Source organism: Streptomyces hoynatensis (assembly GCF_003626535.1).
Taxonomy (GTDB): Bacteria; Actinomycetota; Actinomycetes; order Streptomycetales; family Streptomycetaceae; genus Streptomyces; species Streptomyces hoynatensis.
Genome location: NZ_RBAL01000002.1, coordinates 70885 through 94172 on the forward strand (window position 1 = coordinate 70885; position 23288 = coordinate 94172).

Sequence of the window (23288 nt, forward strand, 5' to 3'; positions counted from 1 at the left end):
CCTCGGCTCAGGCGCCGGCCAGCCGGGCCGGGGCGATCAGCGCGAGGGGGTGGTCGAGTGTGCCGGGACGGGTGAGGTGGGCGTCGCCCTCCAGGAGGGCGTACGCGCCCGCGGACGCCGCGATGATCAGCGGGGCGCAGGCCGGCAGCGCCAGGCCGTGCACCGTTCTCCACCCCCGGCCACCGGGAGAAGGGGAGGAGCGGGGGAGGGGGCCACCGGGAGGATCGGATGAACGGCGCGGGGGCAAAATGTGAACGAACGCGACCCGGGGCGCCGGGACGCGCTCGGCCGGGGCCGCGGGGCCCGGGATGGCGGCGGGAAGGGGCGAGGGGAATGGCGGACACGGCGGGGAGGCCGGGGTCGCCGAGCCCGTGGTGGGGCGCGGGACTTGGCCTGCTCCTCCTGCTGGCCGCGGCCTGGGCGTTCGCGCTGCTGCCGGGCAGGCTGGCCGACCGGGACGCGTACGCGAGCGCCGCCCCCTGCCCCGCCGCGGCGCCCTCCGCGGAGTGCCTCGGCACCTCCCCGGCGACGGTTGCGGGCACGGAGGACGACCCGCACGGCAAGTCCGTCCGGTATTGGCTGCTGTTCACCGAGCCCGGCACGGACACCGTGCGGCGCGTCCGGATGACCGGGGACAACGTGGTGTACGACGCCGTGCGCCCCGGCGACGAGGTGACGCTGACCCGCTGGCGGGGCGAGGTCCGCGCGGTGCGGTTCGGCGAGGCCGTGCAGGAGACCGCCGCCGCGCCCTCCGACGACTGGCGGCTGCCGCTGGGCATCGGCCTCGGCCTGCTGCCGTTCGGGCTGCTGGTGTGCGGGCTCGCGGGCTGGTCCTGGTACCGGCGGCGCCACGGGCCGCCGGGGCCGGCCGACGCCCGGTGGGTGACGGTGGGGAGCGCGGCGGGCGCCGTGGAGAGCTGCGTCGGCGTTCCCGCGGGCATGGGCAGCGCGGACGTCGGGCAGGCGTGCGTGGTCATGGCGGCGGCCGTGCCGTTTGCGGTCGCGGTGGGTCTGGCGGCCGGGTGGTGGCTGCGGCGGCGCACGCGGGCCGCCGCCGACGTCGGCGGCCTCGTCCCGGTGACGCCCACGGAGCGGCGGAACGTGCCGGCGACGGTGTACGGGGAGGTGCCCTACAGCGTCGACGGCTACGGCTACCTCGTGGTGGGGGACGGGCCGGTGGCGGCGACGCCCGACCCGCAGGGCGGCTTCGCCGCCAGGCCGCTGCCCGGGACGCTGACCGTGCGGCGGGCGCGGGCACTTGAGCCGGGCGACCCCGCATCCTGGGCCGGCACCTACCGGTTCGACGCCATCGTCCTCGAATGTGGCGACGGCGAACGGCCGGTGCGCGTCGTCTGCCGCCGCCGCGACGCGCCGCTGCTCCTCGGCGCGCTGACGGCCGCCGCCGCGCCGGGCGCCGCGGGCCCCGGCCGGGGCGGGGCGCGGGGGCCGCGGGGAGCGGCCGGGTAGCGGCCAGGGCCGTTGGCGGCCCGGGCACGTGCGGCGTGCGTTGCCTGCGGGGCGTGGCGCGGCGGGGTTGCGCGTGCGGCGGGAGCTGCCGCACGACGGCGGGGGCCTGTGCCGCGGGGCGGTCCCTCGGGCGGCGGCGCGTCGGCGAGATCGGGCGGCGGGGGCGGGGCGGGGATCGCGTTCCTGTGGGACGGCAGGCGGGGGAAGGCAAGCGGGGCCGCCGCGCCCGTGCGCCCGGCTGCCCGCGTTCCGGTGGCCGGCCTCCCGATGCCATCCCCGGCACACCTCCATCGCGCTTGAAGTTAGGTAAGGCTAAGCTAACCTCTGCTCGTTCGTCTCGTCCATCGAGCCGTGCCGCAAAGGAGATTGACGCCCATGCCCTCCCTGATCCGCCGCGCCGCCGCCCTGCCCTGCGCCCTGCTCCTGGCCGCCGGTGGCCTGCTCGCCGCCTCGGACGCGGCGACCGCCGCCCCCGCCGGGCACCGTGCCGGAACCGACCACGGCACCGAAACGACCTCGGCCCCCCTGGTCCCCGGCCTCTACCAGTCCGCCTACTCCGAGCGGAACGACGCCCTGTGGGTGACCTCGGCCGTCGGCAGGCCCCCCGTCACCCAGTCCGCGCTGCTGAGGGTGGACCCCCGCACGCTGGAGATCGAGCAGACGATCGTCCCGCCGGTCACCGACGCGGAGACCGGGGCCGTCGAGGCCGTCTACGGCGTCGCCGTGGACGACGAGCACGACACCGTCTGGACGACCAACACCCGCGACAACAGCGTCGCCGTCTACAGCCAGCGGACCGGCGCGCACCTGGCCACCCTGCCCGGCGTCGCGCACGCGCGGGAGGTCGTCGTGGACGAGCGCCACGACACCGTGTGGGCCAGCGGCTTCTCCGACGGGACGCTGGTGGCGTTCGACAGCCGCACCTTCGAGGAGAAGGACCGCGTCACCGTCGAGGGCGCCGGTCCCACCGGGCTGGCCGTCGACGAGCGCAGCGGCACCGTCTACGCCGCCGACCTCAACAACGACCGCATCATCGCGGCCCACGTGGGGGAGGACGGCGCTCCCCGCCTGATCCCGGCAGGCGAGGGGCCCCTCTCGATCGCCCTGTCCCGCGACGGCCGCACCGCCTACACCGCGAACCAGACCGCGGGCACCGTCTCCGCCGTCGACCTGCGCAGCGGCACGGTCACCGGCACCGTGGCCACCGGCGCGGGCCCGCTCTCGGTGGGTGTGGACCCCGGCACCGGCCTGGTGCTCGTCGCCGATCGCACCGACGCCGAGGTCGCGGTGGTCGACCCGCGCCGCGGCGAGGTCGTCGAGCGCATCGCCACCGGCGCCAACCCGAACCACGTGGAGACGGCGGGCGGCGCGGCGTACGTGGTGGACAAGTCGGGGGCCGGTGCCGCCGACGACCTGCTGCACCGCATCCGCCTCGGTCGCTGACCGGCCCCGCGGCGCGGACCGCGCCGCCGGACCCGGCGGGCCCCTCCCCACCGGCCTGGCCCGCCGGGCCGTTCGGGCCGGCCCGCCGGGCCGCCCGGGAGGAACGCGCCGCTCCCTCGGGGCGCGCCCGGTCGTTGGCGCGGGGGGCGTGAGGCGCGCCCGGTCGTTTGCGCGGGCGCGCCCGGCGTGCGGGGCGCCGGCCTCAGGCCGGGCGGGGGCGGGTGGGGGCGAGTCCCGGGGTGAGGACGGCGTTCTCGGCGGGGGCGATGTCCGGCCGCAGCACGTACCCCGCGCCGCCGCGGATCAGCAGGATCTCGCCCGGCGCGAGGGCGCCGGTGGCCCTGGCCGCCTCCGCGCCGAGCAGGCGGCCCGCCGCGGCGGCGAGTTGGGCGTCCAGGACGACGACCGCGTCCGGCTCGGTCCAGAACGGGGAACGCGGCGGGGCGGTGCTCACGTGCACCACCGTGCGCCAGGGGCCCGCGGCCAGGGCGGCGGCGGGCGGCCGGGGCAGCTCGCTGACCAGCGCCTGCGGGGCGCCACCCGGGCCGGGCGGCGCCGCCGGAAGCGGGGGCCAGTCCCCGTGGCCGCCGGTCACCCGCAGCCGCTCGCCGGCCACGGCCCGCAGGCCCTGCCACGCGGCCGGGGCACGGGTGGCGGCGGTCACGGCGGCGCCGACGGCCAGCAGCCGCAGCGCGAACAGGCGGCCGAAGAGGGTGTCCCCCAGCACGCCGACCCTGGCGCCCCCCGGCCCCGGTCCCGGCAGGGCGAGGGCCTGCCCCGCCCGGTCGGTGCCCAGGTGGATACCGGCGGCGGCGAACCGCAGGGGGCAGGCCGCCGAGGAGGCCCGATCCTCCCAGCGGGCGGCCCGCCAGGACACCCGCTCCGCCGCGCGGCGGCCGCGCCCCCGGCGCCGGGGCGCCGCGGCGGCCCGCCCCGGAGCCTCGGCGCCCGGGCCCGCGCCGGGGAGCGCGCGGAGGCCGAGCGCCAGGGTGCCCCCCGGCCTCCCGGCGCCCGAACCGGCGCTCGCGTCCGTGCTCACGCCCGCGTTCGCGCCCGCCCCCGTGCCCGCGCCCGCCCCCGTGCCCGCGTCGGCGCCCGCCCCCGTGCCCGTGCGGCGGGCGCGTGGCCGCCAGACTCGGCCCCCGGCGTCCCGCACCCCGTTGCGGCTCATCGGCCCGCCCTCCCCTTCCCGTCCCCGCTCGTGTCTTCCCGGCCCGCTCGGAGTTCGCCAAGTCCTCGGAGTCCTCGGAGTTCTCGGAGTTCTCGGCCCTTTCGGCTCTCTCCCGGCTCGCCCACCGGCTGCCTCGCGACGTCCCGGCGGCCACCCGGCGTCGGCGCCGGCGCCCCCCGGCTCCCGCCGCCCGAGGCCCAAGCCCAGGCCCACGACCCGGCCCGGGCCCCGGCCTCGGCGCCCGACCCGGCCCCGGCTCGGGTCCCGGTCCAACGGGGCGGGGCCGCCGCCCGCGGAGCGGTCACCGCTCCGCCGCCAGGACGAAGCCCGCCGCCTCCGCCACCGAACGCACGGGGTGCGCCAGCGGCAGGGTGGCCAGCAGGGCGGCGCGCTGGTCGGGGGCGGGCGGGCCCACGGCGCCCGCCCGCAGCAGCCGGTCCCGTTCGGCCGCCGCCTGCTGGGCGACGGCGCCGACCAGCCGCAGCGCGGCGCGCACCCTGGGCGTTCCCTCCTCCAGGCTGAGGGTGGCCGCGGCGATCGCCCGGTCCGCGGCGCTGGAAGACAGGGCGCCCAGCAGCCGGTACCAGTCGGCCTGGGTGCGCACCTCGGCGGTCAGCGAGCAGTGCGTGGCGGCGCTGCCCGCCCAACTGCCGGGCAGCGCACGGCCCTCGCCGCTGGCGTCCCCCATCTCCCGTAGCAGCGCCCGGAGTTCCACCGCGCCCAGCGTGACGGTCGGCGCGCCCCCGGCGGCCAGCCGGGCGCGCAGGCGCGCGGTGGCGGCGACCACGGCGGCCCGCGCCCCCGCCGCACCACCCCCGCGCCGCTCGGCGGCCTCGGGCGCGTCGAAGGGCTCGTAGCGCGCGACGAGGAAGGCCCGCACGGCGACCGGCCGCCCGGCGGTGGGGAGTTGACGGTAGGCCACGGTCGGCTGGTAGCGGTGCAGGAAGTCCCAGGGCGGCACGCCGAACTGCTCCACGAGGAGCTGTGCGACGGCCGGCCGCGCCGGGTCCCCGGCCAGCCAGTCGGCGACCAGCTCCACCGGCAGCGCGGGCAGGGTCCCGCCGGGGAAGGCGAGCACCGCGGCGTACCCGCGGCCGTCGGCCAGCACCCCGGGCTCCGGGCCGTTCCGGTCGGGGCAGGAGGTGACGTCGAGGGCGGGCAGCAGGCGGTGGACCAGGCCCAAGTCCTCGCCCGGCGGGCGCCCCGCCTCCGTGGCGGCCACCGGGCGCCCGGGTCCGGCCTCCCCCGCCTCGCCGGCGGCGGGGGAGTGCGCCGGGCCGGGCAGGGCACCGGGCGCCAGCGGGTCGGCCGGGGGGCCGAGCCGGCCGGCGAGACGGCGGTCGAGGAACGCGAGGGCGCCCGCCGTGACCGCGGCCCCGGCTCCGGCGAGGGCCCAGCCCCCCGGGCCCTGCCAGGCGGTCCCGGCCGCGAGGCAGCCGAGTCCGGTCTCGGCGACGAGCAGCCGGCCCCTCACCGCTCCACCCCCGCCAGCTCGCGCGCCGCGGCATCCGGATCGAGCACGGGCCCCGCGGGCAGCAGCCCGACGAAGGCCCGCGGCATCGCCGGCGCCTCCCGCGGGTCGTAGCCGAGGCGCTGCACGGCCTCGGCGGACGCGATCGGGTAGGCCATGCCGCTGTCGGTGACCAGGGTGTCCGTGCCGCCGGTGCCGGCGGAGGCGGTGGCGCGGACCAGGGCGCCGCGGCCGGCCGGCACGTAGACCGCGTCGAGCAGGCCCAGGCGCTGCCCGCCCGCGCTGCGCACCGCCGTCACCTCCGCGGGCTCCGGCATGGTGGCGGGCAGGTGGACGGTCGCCCGCCAGGGGGCGTCGCCCGGGTGGCCGCCGGGCCGGGTGCTGACGCACACCGGCTGGTCGCGGTCCGGGTCGTGCACCCGGGGCGGTGCCGCGGGCCAGGCCGGGTCGCCCGGCGGCGTCCCGGCCGAGTGCGGGGCCCGGGCCGCCTGGGTGGCGTCGAGGGCGTGGTCCTCGCCCGCCTCGGCGGTCAGCAGGGCGTACACCAGCGGGGTGACCGCCACCAGGCCGTCGGAACGCACCAGGTAGTAGCGCGGGTTGGGGCCGTCGGTGCCGGTGTGGGCGAGGTCGCCGACGCGGGCGGGAAAGCCGAGCCCCGTCACCTCCGCGCCCTCGTCCCCCGCGCCTTCCCCCTCCTGGTTTCCCTCCCCGCCGGCGTCCGGCAGTGCGAGGGCCGGGGCCTCGGGCACGGTGGCCAGCACCTCGGGCGGCAGGTCCACCGGGCGCGCCCGCTGGAGCCCGAGAAGTTCGGCGACCGCGGGCTCCAGGGCGTACCGCCGCCCCTGGGTCAGCAGCCACAGGCCGCCGTCCGGTTCGCGCACCAGCACGCTCGCCCCGGCCTCGTCCTCGGGCGGCGCCACGCCGGGCACCGACAGGTACAGCGCGGTCTCGGTCGGCGCCCCGCCGGTCTCCGAGGGCGTGGCGCACAGCGTCCAGGCGCCCGTGAGCAGGTCGTCGGCCTCCGGCAGCGCGTCGGGCGCGCCGGGAATGCCGACCGGCAGGCCGCGCGGCGCGTCGTCCAGGACGGACTGCCTGACCTCGGTCAGCCGCCCGCCGCCCACCAGCAGGGCGGAGGCCAGGTTGAGCGCCGGGTGCACCACGCCGTCGGCGACGACGTACCGGTCGCCGCTGCCGCCCGCGACCACGGCGCCCTCCTCCGGCAGGTCGGGGCCGCGCCCGCCGCCGAGCCAGCCCGCGATGCCGAAGCCGGCCATGATCAGGATGCCGAGGGCGAGGCCGCCGCCCAGCGCCCGGTTCAGCCGGCGGCGCGGGTCGCGGCCCGCCTCGTCCGTGCCCCGGAACAGGCTGGTGGTCCGGCGCCGTTGCTCGTAGGCGTACGCCTCGGCCTGCTCACGCGTGGTCGCCATGGGTCGCTCCGCCGCTTGTCGTCGTTGGCCTTTGGTGCATCGGGTGGGGCGCCGGCCCGTCCCGGCCGCCCTGCCGCGGCCCGCCGCCGAGCCAGGCGAGGGCGAGGGCCGCCGGGGCGGGCGGCGCGGGCGGGGGCGCGCCCTCGCCCGGCGCGGGCCCGGCCCGCCAGCGGCGGCGGGCGGCGCGGCGCACGGCGGGCGCGCCGAGCAGGCCGAGCACCACGGCGAGCAGCAGGCCCCCGCTCCAGCCGAGCGCGCGGGCCGCCCGGCCGCCGAGCGGCGGCTCGGCGGCCGGCAGCGGCTGCACGGCGAGACGTCCCCCGGCGCCCGTGGCCGCCCGGTCCTGGGCCTGCCCGCCGGTGCCCGGCAGGTGGGTCAGCGCCGCGAACGGGTCCACGATGCCCGCGCCCGTGTGGTCGTTGCGCCGCCCGCCGACCACGGAGGCCGAGGCGGTGAGCCGTTCGGCCACCTCCTGCGCGGACAGGCCGGGGAAGCGCTCACGGACCAGGGCCGCGGCGCCCGCGACCTGCGCGGCGGCGAAGCTGGTGCCCGACTCCACCCGGTAGCCCGAGCCGCCGGGGGCGATGACGGTCAGCTTGTCGCCGTAGGCGGCGAGGTCGACCCACGGGCCGAAGTTCGACCAGCTCGCCGGCTCGCCCGCCTCGTCGACCGCGGCCACCGCGAGCACCCCCTCGTAGGCGGCCGGGTAACTCGGCCGGCCCGTGCCTCCTTGTCCCTCGCCGCCCTGGAGGTTCCCGGCCGCCGCGACCACCAGGACGTCCTGCTGCTGCGCCCTGCGGATCGCCTCGTGGATCGCGTCGTAGTCGTGGGGGATGTCCAGGGACATGTTGATGACGCGCGCGCCCGAGTCCGCCGCGTCGTCGATGGCGGCGGCCAGGGCCCCGGTGGTGGTCTGGTCCACCGAGTCGGCCATGCGCACGGGATAGATCCGGGCGCCCGGCGCCACCCCGGCGATGCGGTCGCCCTCGCCGCGGGCCGCGGCGATCAGCCCGGCCACGGCGGTGCCGTGCCCCTCGCAGTCCTGGACGGGGCGCGGCCTGGTCAGCTCGTGGTCGCGGGCGTCGGCCACCACCGCGATGTCGCTGCCGCGCCGCACCGCGCCCGCCAGGTCCGGATGGCGGGCGTCCACCCCGGAGTCGATCACCGCCACGTCCACCCCGGCGCCGGTGGCCAGGTCCCAGGCCTGGCGCAGCCCGAGGCGTTCGATCAGCGGGTAGGGGCCGGCGCCGTCCGGCAGTTCCTCGCCGGTCACCTGGGTGCGGCAGGGCTCGGCGGCGGCCTGCGGCCCGCAGGCGAGCCCGGCCACCGTCAGCGCCGCCGTCAGCGCGGCGGCGAGCCCCGCGCGGCGCCGCCCGCCGCCGGTCCCCGGGCCCGCGGCCCGCGGGCGCGTGGTGTGCCCGCGGCTCATGCCCGCAGGTCCAGCAGCGCGGTGTACACCTGGAAGACGGCGAGGACCAGCGGCACCACCGCCAGCAGGAGCAGCGTCTCCAGCACGTCCAGGGAGCGGGCGAGCCGCGGGTTGGCCCGCGTCCGGCCGGCGAACAGCGCGACGGCGCCCGCGACCAGCGCCGCGGTCAGCGCCGCAGGGAGGGTGACGCCGAGCAACGCCAGGGTGTCGCCGTGGTGGTGGGCCACCAGCAGGGCCACGGCGCCCGCCGCGGAGGCGAGGGCCGCCACCAGGGGCACGACGGCCTGCGGCGCCTCCCGGAACAGCCGGACCCGCAGCAGCATCAGCACGATCAGCGCGGCCCCGAGCAGCGACTCCCACGGCGCGTCCGCGGCGAAGAGCAGCAGCGTGCCCCCGGCCGCCACCAGGTGCGCCCCCGTCAGCATCCCCGTCAGCAGGCGGCGGGCGCGGGCCACCCGGGCCCGCAGCCGCTCGTGCGCCGGCTGACTCGGCAGCGCCGCCAGGTCCTCGGCGGTCGCGGCGACCTCGGGGGCGGGCAGCCGCGCGGCGCGCAGGGCCGCGGCGGGCCACAGCGGGGTGAGGGCCAGCGCGAGCGGCGCGGCCACGGCCGCCGCCCGGCCCGGCTCCACCTCCCAGAGCACGCACAGCGCGGCGCCCGGGGCGGCGAGCACGCCCGCGGTGACCAGGCAGGTGAACGTGCCGTCGCCGCCTCCCGCGAGGACCGGGCCCAGCGCCCCGGCCGCCGCGAGCACCGCGCAGGCCAGCAGCAGGTGTTCCGCGCCCCAGCCGTCCCCGGTGCCGAGCAGCCGGACGGCGCCGGTCATCGCGGGCGGGGCGGCCAGCACGCAGGCGAACGTGCCGGCGCGCACGTCCGCGAAGCCGCGGGCGGCGAGCGCCCCCACGGCCAGCGCGAGCACCGCCGTGCCCAGGCCGAGCCAGCCGGGGGTGCGGCCGGGGGCCACGGCAAGGGCGGCGCAGGCCGCGAGGACGGCGAGCGCGGTGAGGGCGGCGGCGGCCCGCCGGGTCCCGGCCGCCGACCAGGGGCTGCGCACGCCCTGCTCGCCGATGACCTCCACCACGTCGTCGTACAGCGGGGGCGTGGCGTCCTGATCGCCGTGGCCGAGGAACAGCAGGTCGCCCTCGCGCACCCCCTGGGCGTGCAGGGAGAGGGCCGGGTCGAGCAGGGTGCCGTCGGTGCGGCGCACCACCCAGCCGCCGTGCCGGGTGCCGCCGTCCTGGCCCGGCTGCTGCCCGGCGTGCCGCAGCAGCGCCGGCAGCAGCCGCGCCAGCGGCACGGCGGCGGGCACGGCGAGGTCGGCGCGGCCGGTGGGGCCGGCCAGGCCGATGCGGAGGAAACCGTCGGCGGCGGAGTCGAGGGCGGCCGGGCCGCCTGCGGTCGCGGTGGCCGGGGCGCCCGCGGCCTGCGCCGCGGTGACCGCGGTGCCGAAGGACGGGCTGCCGGCGGGATCGGTGACGGTCATCAGGCGTCGTTCCCTGGGGATGGGGCGGCTGGGGGAGAGGGGGGCGCGGCCTCGGCGGCGAGCGGCGAGTCGGCGCGGACGAGCTGGAGGGGGACGGTGCCGAGGCGGCGGTGCATCAGCACGCCGCGGCCCTTGGCGCGGCGCGCCGGCCTGACGCCCCAGATCGGCATCTCCTCGTCCGGAACGCTCAACACCACGGCCGGGACGTTGAGTTCCTTCAGGCGGCCGAGCACCGGCTCGGCGACCGCGCGGGCCGCGCCGCCCGCCTGCCGGGTCAGGAACAGGTGCAGGCCGATGGCCCGCGCCTGCGGCAGGAATTCGAGCAGCGGGCGCAGCGGGTTGCCCTGCGAGGTGGTGAGCAGGTCGTAGTCGTCGACGAGGAGGTAGATCTCGGGCCCGTGCCACCAGGAGCGGTCGCGCAGCTGCTCCGGGGTCACATCCGTGCCGGGCAGCCGTTTCCGCAGGCCGGCGGCGACCCCGCCGACGACCTCGACGGACCGTTCGTGGGTGGTCGAGTAGCCCAGCAGGTGCGGCCCGTCGAACTCCCGCAGCAGCGTCATCCGGTGGTCGAGGACCACCAGCCTGGCCTCCTCGGGGCTGCGGGTCTCCACCAGCTGCCTGCCGACGGCCCGCAGCAGCGAGGTCTTGCCGGACTCGGTGTCGCCGATGACGACCAGCCCGGCGTCCTCGCCCGGGGTGAGGAGGACCGGTTCGAGGCGGTTGGCCTCGACGCCGACCACGACGCCCCCGGGCGCGGCGCCCCGCCTCCCGGCCCGCGGCGAACCGCCCTGGCCCGTACCGCCCTGGCCCGTACCGGCCTGGCCCGAACCGCCCTGCCCGGCCGCGGCCTGTTCCGTGCCGCCCTGGCCCGCCGCGGCCTCCCGGAGCGCGGCCAGCGCCTCGGACAGCGGGTAGCTCAGCGGCAGCAGCCGCACCGCCGGCGCGCGCGGGCCCTGCCAGGCGGCGTCGATCCGCTCGGTCAGGTCGGCCACCGCGGCGGCGAGGTTGCTGTCGGAGTGCACCCCGTCCACCCTGGGCACGGCGGTCAGGAAGTGCAGCGTCTCCTCGGTGATGCCGCGGCCCGGGCGCCCGGCCGGGATGGCGCGCTGCGCCTTGCGGTCCATCTCGGAGTCCAGCGAGTCGCCGAGCTTCAGCTCCACCTTGGTGCCGATGAGGTCCCGCAGGCCCATGCGCATGTCCAGCCAGCGGTTGCCGGTGACCACCAGGTGGATGCCGTAGGTGAGCATCCGGCCGGCCAGCGCCATCAGCAGCTGCTCCAGGTCCGGGTAGCTCTGCCGCAGCACCGCCCACCCGTCCACCACGAGGAACACATCCCCCTGGGGCCGGCCCCGGCCGACGGCCCGGTGGGGGCCCTCGCCGGGGGCGCCGGCCCCCTCGCCCCGGGCCTGGGCGGCGGCCCCGGCCGCCCGGTAGTCGGCCATCGACTCCACGCCCAGCTCCCGGAACAACGCCTCCCGGCTCTCCATCACCTCAAGTACCTCGGCGACGGTCCGGTTGACCAGCTCCGGGTCCAGGCGCCCCGCCACCCCGCCGACGTGCGGCAGCCGGGCGAAGGGGAAGAGGGTGCCGCTGAAGTCCAGGCAGTAGAACTGCACCTCGGCCGGGGTGTGGCGCAGCGCAAGCGAGGCGATCAGCGCCCGCACCGCCGTGGACTTGCCGCTGCGCGGCGCGCCGACCACCGCCACGTGGCCGCCGGCCCCCGCCAGGTCCAGCTCCAGCGGATCGCGCCGCTGGTGGAAGGGCCGGTCCACGATCCCGACGACGGCGGTGAGGGGCGGGCGCCGCGGCGAGCAGCCGAAGCCGCGCCCCGGGCGTTCGGCCGGCTTCCCGAGCAGGGCGTCCAGCGGGGCCGGGTTCTCCAGCGGCGGCAGCCACACCTGGTGCGCCCGGGGCCCCAGGTCCGTCATCTGCTCCACCATGACGCCGAGCACCGTGCTGCCCAGGTCCTCCGCCTCCCCGAACTCGTCGGCCTTCGGCTCGGGTTCCGGCTCCGGCGCCCGCTGCTCCGCGGGCACCGGCAGGTAGCCGGCGGGGAAGGGCCGCACGTCGAGGCCGCCGCCGGGCAGCCGCCCGCCGCCCGCCTCGCCGCTGCGGTAGGGCCCGGAGACGTACGCGGCGCGGAAGCGTTTCAGCGTCCTGGTGTCGGTGCGCAGGTAGCCGTGTCCCGGAACGCTGGGCAGGTGGTGGGCGTCGGGCAGGCCGATGGCCGACCTGGACTCGGCCTCCGAGAAGGTCCGCAGGCCGATGCGGTAGGACAGGTGGGCCTCAAGTCCCCGCAGCCGCCCCTCGTCCAGCCGCTGCGAGGCCAGCAGCAGGTGCAGCCCAAGCGAACGCCCCAGCCGCCCGATCTGCACGAACAGCTCCGCGAAGTCCGGCTTCTGCGCGAGGAGTTCGGAGAACTCGTCGACGACGATGAACAGGCTGGGCAGCGGCGGCAGGTCCGCGCCGCGCTGCCTGGCCCGCTCGTAGTCCCGCACCGACACCAGGTTCCCCGCGTCCCGCAGCACCTCCTGGCGGCGGTTGATCTCCCCGGAGAGCGCCTCCTGCATCCGGTCGACCAGGGACAGGTCGTCCTCCAGGTTGGTGATCACGGCCGCCACGTGCGGCAGGGCGGCCATGCCGGCGAACGTCGCGCCGCCCTTGAAGTCCACCAGCACGAAGTTCAGCTGGTCGGGCGGATGGGTGACGGCCATGCCCGCCACCAGGGTCCGCAGCAGCTCCGACTTGCCCGAGCCGGTGGCGCCCACCAGCAGGCCGTGCGGGCCCATCCCGTTCTGCGCCGACTCCTTGATGTCCAGTTCGAGCAGCCCCCCGTCGGCCGCCACCCCGATCGGCACCGCCAGCCGGTCCCGCAGCGGGCGCGGCCGCCACAGCGCCGCCAGGTCCAGGCTGCCCACGTCCCGCAGGCCGAGCAGGGCGGGCAGGGTGTTGACCGCCGTGGTCCTGTCCTCCGAGCCGGCCGCGCCCGCGGTGTCCACCCGGTGCGGCGCGAGCGCCGCCGCCAGCGCCTCCGCCTCGGGCACGGACAGGGCGTCCGCCTCGCCGAGTTCCTCCCGCAGCTCCCCGGCCAGCACCGCGAGCCGGCCCTGCGTCACCTGAAGGCTCACCCCGCGCGCCTCGGCCAGGGCGGCGGCGTGCCCGTCCAGGTCGAGCACCGTCACCCCGTGCAGCCCTGCGGCGTCAAGCAGCGTCTCCGTGCCGGTGACCAGGCCGCCGTCCAGCACGATCAGCAGGTGCGGCACGTCGGGTTCGGGCTCCGCGTCGCGCTGGAAGCGGGCGCGCCGGGCCAGTTCCGCGCCCAGCCACTCCTCCAGCATCGCCAGCCCGGGGAACAGCATCCGCACCGGCCCCGCGTGATCGAACTCCTCCGGATGCCGGGCGTGCGGCAGCCACTTCAGCCACTCCCAGTCCCGGCCCGGCGCCTCCGGCACGCAGGCCGCCACCCGCAGGTCCCGCGGCGAGTGGAAGGTCACGGCCTGGGCGAGCACCGCCCGCAGCAGCGCCCGCGCCGCCTCCCGCTCCCCGGTCAGGCGCACGGCCGCGAACCGGCGCAGCGCCACCTGCACCGGCAGCCCGGGCACCACCGCGTGGGTGTCGATGAAGCGCTTCAGCGCCACGCTGCACAGCGGGTCGAGGTCCTCCACCGGCGCCGAATCCCCGGGCACCAGCCGGGTGGCGAGGTACCGCGGCCCGGTGCCGAACCTGACCGTGCCGAAGTCCTCGTCGCCGCTGCGCCGCTCCCACAGCCGGCGGCTGGCCGCCACCGTCCACAGCGTCCCCGGGGCGGGGAAGTCCCAGCGCAGCGCCTCCCGTTGGGCCTGGGCGGTGCGCCGCACCTCGGCCCTGACCCGCTCCAGGTAGCGCAGGTACTCGCGGCGGTCGGCGCGGGCCGCGCTCTTGGCCGAGCCCCGCTGGCGCACGATCGACCCGGCCATCATCGCCAGGCAGGACACCAGGAACATGCCGCCGACGACGTAGCCGAGCGGGCCGCGGCCCATGGTGAGCATGTAGAGCACCGAGCCGAGGCCGCTGAGCGCGGGCAGGGCGGTCATCCACAGGTTGCCGTCCTCGGGCCGCGGCAGCTCCGGCGGCGCCTTCAGCACCAGCTCCTGGTCCGGAACGGCCGGACGCGCGGCGCGCGGCGGGCGCCGGAAGACGGTCGGGGGGCTGCTCACGGCGGGACCCTTCGTGCGGCGTGCGGGTGGGGGACGGGGAAGTACGCCCGGCGGGGCGGGGCGTCAGGTGTGGTTGGCGTCGTTGTAGGCCTCGGTCAGGTACTTGATGTCGTAGTTGTTCTCCATCGTCTCGACCCGTGCCCTGATGTCGGCCTCGGTCGCGCCGGGGGTGCTGGGGTCGAGCAACGACTGGTGGCCCGGCATCCGCACCCCGGCCATCCGCGCGGCCTGGGCGACGGCGGTCCTGGCGGGCATGTCGCCGTGCTCCAGGGCGACCTGCTGCCTGGCGTCGATCTCGGCGGCCGTCGGAATCTGCGAGCGGATCATCTCGCCCAGCCCGTAACTGCCCGCGGTGAGCGCGAGTTTGGCCGGGGTGGGCGGCACGAACAGGCTGACGGCCGAGGTGGCGGAGGAGACGGAGCTCATGGAGCGGAACGAGGCCCAGCCGGGTCCCTCGGTGTCCGCGACGACGCCCACGTGCTGCACGGTGCCCGCGATGCGCCCGATGTGGTCGAGTGCCGTGTTCAGGTGGGGCCGCCCCGGCTCGGCGAACGCGTTGTAGGCGGTCTTCGTCTCCCAGGTGGTCACCCCGTCGAGGAACTCGTTCCGCACGGTGGAGCCGCTCTCGTTCATCAGCGAGAACAGGGCCTCCCGGTCGGGGGTGGAGAGCTCGAACAGGTTGCGGAAGCCGCCGGGGTGGTCCGGGTCGTGCGGATCGCGCAAGCCGCTGGTCTCGCTGGGCCTGGCGATGAGGTCCATGTACTCCAGTGCGGTGTTGCCGATGGCCCGCTGGAGGGCGGACTGGTCGACGTAGCCCAGCGCCTTGGCGTTCGGCGGCACCAGGTCGCCGGTGATGACGCCCTTGCTGTCGGGGGCGTCGTGCAGCAGGTTGTAGGCGGCCTGCACGTACGGCCTGGCCGCGGCGCTGTTCGGGTCGACGCCCTGCGGGACGTGGGTGCCGCTGTGGATCAGGGCCGCGGCGCCGTTGCTGTTCTCCCAGAAGGTGCCGAGGAAGGTGCTGCGGAAGTCCCCGTCGTTCAGCAGCCCGGCGGACGCCTCGTGGTTCAGCGCGGTGGCGGTCAGCAGGCCGGTGCCGAACCTGTTCGGCGTGTACTCGTGGCTGCCGGTGTACTGCATGTTCGTCTGCCGCTGCACCTCGACGGCGGCGTGCCCCATGTCCGTGGCGAAGCGGTCGCCCGGCGCGATGCTCGCGGTGGCCATCAGGTCGCCGAAGCCGTTGAACCGCTCCATCTCGTGCCGGAACGGCGAGGTGCCGAAGGGCTGCTGGGCGAAGAGGTCCGTGTGCTCGTAGTCGTACACGAAGTGCCGCAGGCTCGCCGGGAGCTGGTTGCCCTGGGTGGCCGGGTCGAAGCCGCCGGCGTCCGGGTTGGTGAGCATCATCAGGCCGTTCGCCACCCGGCGGGCGGCGGCGAGGCCGGGCGAGGCCTGCCCCGGGTGGTCCCGGTCCCCGGCCAGCTCGCCGAGCTCGGCCAGGTCGTCGATGCCCAGCTGCCCGTAGAAGGTCTGGAGGAAGGCCCGCTCCTGCGCGGTCATGGGGCGCGAGGGCGTGCCCCCGTCGCGCATGTCCTCGTAGATGCCGCGGGCGATGGCCTCCAGGCCCTCGGTCCACATGAGGATCAGGTTCTTGTCCGGGTGCGCCTTGGCCAGCTCGGCGGCCAGCTGCCTGCCCTCGTACGCCGCCTGCTGCTGCGTCATGAACAGGCCGAAGGGCCCCTCGGACAGGTCGTAGCCGAGGTCGCCGAGCTCCTGCCCGTACTGCGCCAGCTGGTAACGGTAGGAGTTGATCGCCTCGTTGACGTGGCTGTGGGAGCTCTTCGCCGAGTCGACGACGACCTCCAGGTGCTCCTTGCGGATCTCCTCGGCGATGCTCTCGGGGATCTGGAAGATCGGGCCGCCCTGGGCGTTGGTGCCGCTGGAGGGGATGCTGCGGGTGGTCGGGTTGCTCATGATCTCGCCGTGCACCTCAAGCGGCATGAGGTGGTTGACCTGGTTGCCCGCGGCATTGCGCTCGTTCACGGCGGCCTGGAGGCCCCTGCCCCAGGTCGCCCAGTCGTTCCACGCCCCCTGCTCCTCCTGCCCGCGCACCACCTCGACGCCGGGGTCGCCGGTGGGCAGGTCCACGTTGTAGACGATCTCGTGCACGTTGTGCTCGGTCTCGATCGCCTCGTTCATGGCCCGGACCAGGTAGCGCACCACCCCGTCCATGTCGCGGCCGTTGCCCTGGAGGCCCCGGGCGGTCTCCTTGATCGTGCCGTCCTCGTCCAGCAGGGTCCTGCCGTCCACCCCGCCGGAGCGGGCGCCCAACCGGCTGGCCACCTGGGCGAGTTCGCCGGCGCTCTCGGCCTCGCCGGCCGCCCTGGCGTAGAGGGCGGCGGTGTTCCCCATGTCCTCGGGCTTGATCTCGGCCGTGAACTGCTCCTGGAGCGTCCAGGGCTTCACGCCGGCCTTCGCCTCGACTTCCTGCCTGGTGAACGAGAAGTTCGGCATGTCGGGTCCTTCTGCGGGTGGGTGGTCCTGGCGGGTGCGGGTGCGGACGGGCGGGTGCGGGGCGTGCCGGGTGCGGGTCAGATCCCGTCGGCGACCTGCCGGGAGACGGGCGTCACCGTGACGGCGCCCACCACGGTGTGCGCGGCGCCGTCCATCTCCTCGCCGGTGGCGGCGACATAGCTGCTCGCCGCGGCCATGTTCTCCCGGCCCTCGGCCGCCTTGGCCACGCCCCTGGCCTGGGTGTCGCGGGTGCCGGTGACCGCGGAGACGAACTCGGTGGCGCCCGCGTAGCTGCCGGGGTCGGGGGTGGCCCGGCCCAGGTAGTGCCGGGTGCTCTCGGCCGCGTCCGCGGTCTGGCCGCTGAGCCGGGCCGAGCCGCGGAACCCCTCGGGCAGGTAGTAGAGGCCGTCGTGTCCCATCGCCTTCTCCTTCCTTCGCGTTCCTCGCGGTTCCCTTGTGTTCCTCGCGGTTCCTCTGTGTTCCTCGCGTTCCCCGCGCTGCCCTGGTGCCCCTGGTGCCCCGGGTGCCCCGGGCACGGCCGCCCCGCCGGGTGCGGGGCGGCCGTGCCGCGGCGGTGCGGGTGCCGCACGGCGGCGCCCCGGCCAAGGGGAGAGACGCCGGAACGCCGCCGGTCAGTCGGCCGGCAGGCCGTCGACGGCCCGCCTGGCGGGCGCCCACACGGCCGGGTCCTCGGTCAGCCCGGTGGGGCGCCGGCGCCGCGCCTCCTCCTCGCCGCGGCCGGGGCGGCCCCGGAGTGCGCCGCCTGGCGGCGGCACGGCCGGCGCGGCGCGGCGCGCCCCGGCGAGCTGGTGGCGGGCGGCCGGGTCCTGGCGCCTGCTCTGCCAGATCCCGGAGGTGCGCTCCCGCGGCCTGCCCCGGCCGCCGCCCTGGCCGCGGGCGGCCTGCCCGGCCGCGCCCGGCGGCGGCACGAAGGGCCGTCCGCCCTGTGCCGCCTCGTGCAGGGCGAACCGGGTCGCCACCCTGGCCCGCAGGGCGAGGTTCCGGTTGGCCTGCCCGAGCATCTGGCCGCGCGCGGGACCGGGATAGCCGACGCTCGGCGGCATGATTCCGCCGTAGAGCGCGGCCAGGGAACTGCCGCCGCCCGGCGGGCCGCCGGTGCCGGCCAGGCCCGTGGCGCCCAGGGAGGACACGAGCGTCACCGGCTGGTTCGGGGACGCCACCGAGCCGGGGGAACCCACGGAGCCGGGGCCGCCGCCGAGGCCGGACAGCCTGGTCGCGTACTCGGCCACCTCGCCGAAGGGCCGCCCGGTCACCGGGTCGATCCACCGGCCGGTGGCCGGGTCGAACTCCCGGCCGGTCGCCGGGTCGACCAGGTGGCCGGTGTTCGGGCTCTGCACCCAGCCCGCGAAGTCCCCCTCCTCGGGCCCCAGCACGCTCGCGCCCGGGTACTCGCCCGCGCCGACCCGGCTTCCGTTGGCCGCCGGGACCAGCTCGGCGCCCGGCGGCGCCGTGGCCGCCCCCGCCTCGGCGAAGGAGCCGGTGGCGGCGCCGCCCCCCACGCCGGCGCCGCCCCCGGCGAGGGCCGCCGCGGCGACCCCGCCTCCCGCCGCGGCCCCGGCCCCCGCGGCGCCCGCGGCCCCCGCCCCCGCGGCCCCGGCCGGGCCGCCGCTGTCCGGGGCGGGGGGCGCGTTGCCGCCGATCACCTGGGCGAACACGGCCCCGAGCCCGTCGAGCAGGCCCTCGGCCTGCCCGGCGAGCTGCTGCCGCTGCTGCAGGCCGAGTTCCCCGGCCCGCACCTCGGCCATGCCCGGCTGGATGTGGGCCATCCGCTCGCTCGTCTCGGTCTTGACCCGCTCGTACTCCGCCTGGAGCTGGATGGCGCGCTCGCTGGCCCGCGCGGACTGCTGGGCGGCCCGCGTGAGCTGATCGGAGATCACGCCGGCGACCCGGCCCGCCCCCTCGGCCCAGCCGCCGGCCGCCTCCAGGCGGTCGGCCAGCTCCATCAGGCCCACGCCCGGCTGCCCGGCCGCGGCGCCGGCCGAGCCGGAGAGCGCGGTGCTCTCGGTGCCTGCGGCGCGGGCCAGCGCCAGCCAGGCACCGGCCGCCGCCTGCATCGACAGGTGCTGGGCGCTGAGGATCTTTGCGATCACCGCCGCAAAGTGCCCGTCGGTGTCCGTCACGGACCGGTCACCTCCCCGTGTCGATGGCGGAGACGAACGCCTGCAGATTCGCGACCTGTACCGCCGACAGCGCGCTCCTGGCGTGGGCGTCCGAGTCCTGGCCGATGACCGCCGCGCGGTTCGCGCTGTTCTTGATGTCCTCGACCGTGTGGCCGGCCCGGGCGAGCTCGGTGAGCATCGACTGGGCCGCCGCCTTCAGCGCGGCGGAGGCCGCGTGCGCGTGGGGCACCTGGCCGAACATGGCGGGATCGGAGGCGATCGCGGCGAAGGTGGACTTCATCCCGGCGAGCCCGTTGCGGGCCCCCGCCTCCTGTCCGAGGCGCTGCAGGGCGCCGATGTTCATCGTGACCATGGTTCGGATCTCCGTCCCGGGTCAGCGAGCCCCGCCCGCGGCGGCCCGCACCATGGCCGCGCCGCCCTCGTTGCCGATGTCCTGCACATTGCGCATCGCGAGGTTCTGCGCGGTGACGCTCTCGTCGAAGCCCGCGGCCTCGCGCCGGAACTGCTGGTCGCGCTCGGTCAGCACCTGGCCGATCTGCGGGTCGACCTGCCCGGTCTCGACGAGCTGGCCGAGCTGGGTGCGGACGTTGTTCCAGATCTCGATGTACCGCTCCTGCTGGGCGCGGGTCTGCGACTGGATGGTGTCCAGACCCTCGTTCCTGAACTGGATCAGACCGTCGTAGGTCACGCTGTCTCCTTGGTCGGGTGAGCCCGGCGGGCTCGTCCCCGGGCCGTGCGCGGGGCCGGCCGGCCCGCTCGCGCGGGGCCGCGGGGTGCGGATGGGTGCACGGGTGCCGCCTGGCCGGATCGCGGGAACGCCGGATCTGCGCGGCGGCCGGATCTGCCGGCAGACCTGCGCGGCGAGGTCAGATCTGTGCGGCGATGGTCAGGTCGGCCGGGATGTTCGGGGTGGTGACCTGGTTGAGGGCGCCGTGCGCGTCGGCGTCCGTCTCGCGGCCGGTGTTCGCGGTCAGGCCGAGGTCGCGCGACAGTCCGTCGAGCGCGTGGGCCAGGGCCGCTCCCGCCTTGCCGAGGTCCTCGTAGGTCTCCACCGCGCGGCTGGTGCCCGAGCCGTGGTACGCGGTGCTCACGATCCCGGCGTGGCCGCCGATGCCGGAGGCGACCTCGTCCATCTCCGTGTAGGCGCCGTTGATGACGCCCATCACGCGGTCGACCTCTTCCGGGGCGAGCTTGATCACTTCGGCCATGGAGTCCTCACTCTCACGGTGCGAAAAGGTGGTGCCTGGCGATGCCGTCCGTGGTGCCGTGGTGCCGTGGTGCGCTTGGTGCGGTGGTGCCGTTGGTGCCGTGGGCCGTTTCGGCGACGCGGTGGCCCGCGCCCCCGGGGCCGGCGGGCGGCGCGTCCGCCCCCGGCCCGCCGAGCCTCGCCGCGCCCCCACGTATGTTTGCGGCAGCAATGATGCCGGTGGTGCGCCGGGAGGCTGACGATAGCTCAGCACTTACTGAGATGCCATAGGGTGCAAGAAAAGTTGCATCAATATTGGCGCTACCGTCGGGTAATCGTGAACTCGCGCCGGACGGACGGCTGTTGCCTGCCTGAGGCCACTCTTCTGGTCAGGTGTGCCGGGTTTCCGGCGCCCGTCGCCGGCGAGGGCGCACCGGGGCCGTCCGCGGGCCCCCGGGGCGGGCGGCAGGCGGGGGTGCCGGGGGCCTGCCGCGCCAGGAAGGGCCGCCGAAGAGGGCGGTCCCGCGCCTCCGGCCCCTGAAGGGAACCGGGACGCGATCCTGTCTCTTCGCTTTAGCCAACGAAACGAGGCGACGCGGGACGGCCCGCCGCGGCGGTGCTGTTTCCCCCTGTTTCCCCCCTGTCTCCCGCGGTTCCCCCCTGTAGCCCCGATCCCGCCCGGGGCTACACTCGCCGCCCATGACCCGACTGGACGCACAGGGCCGCCCGGAGCCGCCCCTCGCCGAAGACGAGGCGAGCACGCTGCTCGGCTTCCTCGACTACCAGCGCGCGACCCTGGAGTGGAAGTGCGCGGGGCTGGACGCCGCCGGGCTCGCCGCGCGGGTCGGCCCCTCCTCGATGACCCTGGGCGGGATGCTCAAGCACCTGGCCTACGTGGAGGACTCGTGGTGCTCGGTGTTCCTGCACGGCAACGCCCCCGGCGCGCCGTGGGACACCGTCGACTGGAAGGCCGACCCCGACTGGGACTGGCACTCCGCCGCCGGGGAGGACCCCGAGCGGCTGCGGGCGCTGTGGCGCGCGTCCGTCGCACGCTCCCGGGAGCTCGTCGCCGCCGCCCTCGCGGAGGAAGGCCCTGGCCGGCTCGCCCGCCGCTCCTGGCCCGACGGGAACACCCCGAGCCTGCGCTGGATCCTGTGCCACCTGATCGAGGAGTACGCCCGGCACAACGGGCACGCCGACCTGCTCAGGGAGTCGGTGGACGGGAGCACCGGCGAGTAGCCGGGCGGGCCCACGCGCCCCGCCGTTCCCGACCGGCAAACCCTCCGGTCCGGTCCCGGCTCACGGACGCCGCAGCGGTCCCCAGGATCGGGGCTGCCTGCCCAGCTCGTGGCGCGCCTCCGCGATGACCTCGTCGGCGATCCAGGCCAGCGGCTCCACGCGGTCCACCAGTGGCTCGTTGTCCGGGCCGCGGGCGATCTCGCGGGCGTGCAGCAGCCAGGGCGCGACGCCCGGCGCCTTCTCGTGCTGGAGGTGGGAGTAGTCCCACAGGCGGCGGGCCACCCAGAGCCTGACGCTGCCCGGCCACCAGTGCTCGATGTGCAGCGGGCTGACGGACAGTCCCGGCATCGGGGCGCCGGTGAGTTCGTCCGCGCTGCCCGCCGGGCCGTGCAGGTCGAAGCGCGGGCCCTTGGACCAGCGCACGAAGAGCCCCTCCCGCTCCCGAACGCGCCGGGCAAGCTCGTCGAGGGTACGCACCCGCGCCATCCCGTCGTCCGTCATCCCGCCTCTCCTCTCCGCCGTTCCGCCCCCGTCCCTTCGCCGGGTCCCGCAACCGTTCCACAACCGTTCCGCAACCGTTTCCGCTGCCGGTCGTGCCCCGGTGCGTCCCGTCCGGTGCGTCCCGGCCGCCGGGACCCACCGGTACCCGATCACGGGCGTGCGGTCACCGCCGTCAGCCGCGCGGGCCGGGTTCCCGTGCGCCGCTCCGGCGGCATCCGCGGCGCCCGTGGCCCGGGGGCGGCCGCCCGGCCGGGCGTTACCCGCGGGCCGGGCGGGCGCGGCGCGGCAGCAGCGGCTCGGCCAGGGCGAGGGCGAGGGCCGCGGCGGCCAGCAGCGCCCCGGCGAGGGCGATGCCGCGGACGTGGCCCGCGTCCACCAGCGCGCCGCCGAGCAGCGCCCCGGAGGCGATGCCCACGTTGAACGCGGCCGAGTTGCCCGCCGAGGCCAGGTCGGTGCTGCCGGGGGCCACCCGCATGATGCGGTTCTGCGAGGCGATCGGCACGCAGGCGCAGGCGAAGCCGGTGAGGCCGACGCCGAGGACCAGCGCGAACCGGTGCGTGCCCAGGGCGGCGAGCAGGCAGAGCGCCGCCACCACCAGCGCGCTCGGCACGGTGAACGCCTGCCGCGGGTACCGGTCGCAGACCGCGCCCGCGGACAGCCCGCCCACCACCCCCGCCGCGCCGTAGAGCAGCAGCATCGGGGTGACGGCCCCCTCGGCCAGGCCCCCCACCTCGTCGAGGAAGGCGGCGAGGTAGGTGTAGGCCGTGAACACCCCCGCGACCAGCAGGGCGTTGGCCGTGACGACGGCGCGGTACGCGACGCGGTCGGGGTGGGTGCCGGTGGCGGCGTGGCTCTCTTCGGGGCGGGTGTCCGGGAGGCTGCGGGCGGCGGCGAAGAGGACGCAGGCCGTCAGGGCGCTCAGCGCGAGGAACGCGGCCCGCCAGTTGGCGGCCTGCCCGAGCCAGGTCGCGGCGGGGACGCCGAGGACCCCGCCGATGGAGCCGCCGGAGAAGGTCAGGGCGAGGACCCGCCCGCGCACCTCCTCGGGGAAGAGCCCGGCGACGGTCGGGCCGACCACGGCCCAGAAGACCGCCTGGCACAGCGAGGTGACCAGGCGGGCCGCCAGCAGCAGCCAGTAGGCGGGGGCGAGGGCGGAGAGCCAGGTGGCGAGCAGGAAGGCCACGAGCACCCGCCTCAGCAGCACCCGCCGCGGCAGGCCGAGCGTGAGGCGGGCGGCCGGCACCGAGACCACCGCGACCGTGAGGCCGTAGCCGGTGACCAGCAGGCCGACCGCGGCCTCGGAGGCGCCGAGGTCCTCGGCGATCGGCGACAGCAGGCCGATGGGGAGGTTCTCCGTGGTCACGAAGCAGAAGGCGGCCACCGCCATCGACACCACCACGGCCGCCGCGGCCCGGGGGCCGAGGTCCCCGAGCGGGGCCGGCAGCGTGCGGGAACGGCGCGCCCCACGAGGCGCGTTCGTGGAACCTCGCGGCATGCGGCTTCCCCCCAACCCGGTCGGCATCGTCCCGCGCGGCGCCCCGGAACGGCGGCGTGCCCGGGGACGGCGGGAGCGGCCGGGCGGCGGAGGGGCGTCCCCGGATCGGGACGCCGAGGGGCGCCAGGAGACG

The 23288-nt window shown here is 77.4% G+C and carries 18 protein-coding genes; 3 read left to right on the plus strand and 15 right to left on the minus strand.

The annotated features are described in order from the left end of the window. Window positions 1–7 precede the first annotated feature (7 nt). Complete coding sequence (locus D7294_RS32820; protein WP_241562077.1) at window positions 8–163, minus strand: hypothetical protein; 156 nt, start codon at window positions 161–163, stop codon at window positions 8–10. A 170-nt stretch (window positions 164–333) separates the two neighbouring features. Between D7294_RS32820 and D7294_RS03780 the strand changes: the two genes are divergently transcribed. Together D7294_RS03780 and D7294_RS03785 are read left to right on the plus strand one after the other, a co-directional pair. Beyond that, complete coding sequence (locus D7294_RS03780; RefSeq protein ID WP_194117725.1) at window positions 334–1467, plus strand: hypothetical protein; 1134 nt, start codon at window positions 334–336, stop codon at window positions 1465–1467. Window positions 1468–1833: 366 nt separating this feature from the next. Beyond that, complete coding sequence (locus tag D7294_RS03785; protein WP_422070651.1) at window positions 1834–2910, plus strand: YncE family protein; 1077 nt, start codon at window positions 1834–1836, stop codon at window positions 2908–2910. 202 nt (window positions 2911–3112) lie between these two features. Here D7294_RS03785 and D7294_RS32825 read toward each other — a convergent pair whose 3' ends face one another. From D7294_RS32825 to D7294_RS03850, 12 genes are all read right to left on the minus strand, one after another. After that, window positions 3113–4081, minus strand: a complete 969-nt coding sequence (locus D7294_RS32825; RefSeq protein WP_241562078.1) for a hypothetical protein — start codon at window positions 4079–4081, stop codon at window positions 3113–3115. 301 nt (window positions 4082–4382) lie between these two features. After that, window positions 4383–5555 carry a type VII secretion protein EccE gene (locus tag D7294_RS33605; RefSeq protein ID WP_120675478.1) on the minus strand — a complete coding sequence of 391 codons (1173 nt, stop codon included), beginning with the start codon at window positions 5553–5555 and terminating at the stop codon, window positions 4383–4385. Then, complete coding sequence (gene eccB, locus D7294_RS03800; protein ID WP_120675480.1) at window positions 5552–6979, minus strand: type VII secretion protein EccB; 1428 nt, start codon at window positions 6977–6979, stop codon at window positions 5552–5554. The genes D7294_RS33605 and eccB overlap by 4 nt, the downstream gene beginning before the upstream one ends. Further along, on the minus strand, window positions 6963–8408 hold the full coding sequence (gene mycP / locus D7294_RS03805; protein ID WP_120675483.1) for a type VII secretion-associated serine protease mycosin: 1446 nt from the start codon (window positions 8406–8408) through the stop codon (window positions 6963–6965). The genes eccB and mycP overlap by 17 nt, the downstream gene beginning before the upstream one ends. After that, window positions 8405–9889 (minus strand): type VII secretion integral membrane protein EccD, encoded by a 1485-nt coding sequence (gene eccD / locus D7294_RS03810; RefSeq protein WP_120675485.1) that lies wholly within the window; start codon window positions 9887–9889, stop codon window positions 8405–8407. Before eccD ends, mycP begins: the two co-directional genes overlap by 4 nt. After that, window positions 9889–14085 carry a type VII secretion protein EccCa gene (gene eccCa / locus D7294_RS03815; protein WP_120675487.1) on the minus strand — a complete coding sequence of 1399 codons (4197 nt, stop codon included), beginning with the start codon at window positions 14083–14085 and terminating at the stop codon, window positions 9889–9891. Before eccCa ends, eccD begins: the two co-directional genes overlap by 1 nt. Before the next feature lie 63 nt (window positions 14086–14148). Then, entirely contained in the window at window positions 14149–16593 is a 2445-nt protein-coding gene (locus tag D7294_RS03820) for a TPR repeat domain-containing protein (RefSeq protein WP_120675489.1), read from the minus strand. A gap of 77 nt (window positions 16594–16670) precedes the next feature. Next, complete coding sequence (locus D7294_RS03825) at window positions 16671–17012, minus strand: hypothetical protein (RefSeq protein WP_120675491.1); 342 nt, start codon at window positions 17010–17012, stop codon at window positions 16671–16673. Between the two features lie 213 nt (window positions 17013–17225). Continuing rightward, complete coding sequence (locus D7294_RS31520) at window positions 17226–18734, minus strand: hypothetical protein (RefSeq protein ID WP_147450768.1); 1509 nt, start codon at window positions 18732–18734, stop codon at window positions 17226–17228. Between the two features lie 7 nt (window positions 18735–18741). Continuing rightward, window positions 18742–19086: a hypothetical protein gene (locus D7294_RS03840; RefSeq protein WP_120675497.1), complete on the minus strand. Its 345-nt coding sequence runs from the start codon at window positions 19084–19086 to the stop codon at window positions 18742–18744. A gap of 21 nt (window positions 19087–19107) precedes the next feature. After that, a complete protein-coding gene (locus D7294_RS03845) occupies window positions 19108–19422 on the minus strand; it encodes a hypothetical protein (protein ID WP_120675499.1) in 315 nt (104 codons plus the stop codon). A 178-nt stretch (window positions 19423–19600) separates the two neighbouring features. Next, window positions 19601–19942, minus strand: coding sequence for a hypothetical protein (locus D7294_RS03850; RefSeq protein ID WP_120675501.1), 342 nt, complete (start codon window positions 19940–19942; stop codon window positions 19601–19603). A gap of 677 nt (window positions 19943–20619) precedes the next feature. Between D7294_RS03850 and D7294_RS03855 the strand changes: the two genes are divergently transcribed. Further along, window positions 20620–21159, plus strand: coding sequence for a DinB family protein (locus D7294_RS03855; RefSeq protein ID WP_120675503.1), 540 nt, complete (start codon window positions 20620–20622; stop codon window positions 21157–21159). A 60-nt stretch (window positions 21160–21219) separates the two neighbouring features. On the opposite strand, the gene D7294_RS03860 is transcribed toward D7294_RS03855, so the two are convergent. Next, entirely contained in the window at window positions 21220–21660 is a 441-nt protein-coding gene (locus D7294_RS03860) for a DUF6098 family protein (RefSeq protein WP_120675505.1), read from the minus strand. Window positions 21661–21916: 256 nt separating this feature from the next. Further along, window positions 21917–23155 carry an MFS transporter gene (locus D7294_RS03865; protein WP_120675507.1) on the minus strand — a complete coding sequence of 413 codons (1239 nt, stop codon included), beginning with the start codon at window positions 23153–23155 and terminating at the stop codon, window positions 21917–21919. Window positions 23156–23288 lie beyond the last annotated feature (133 nt).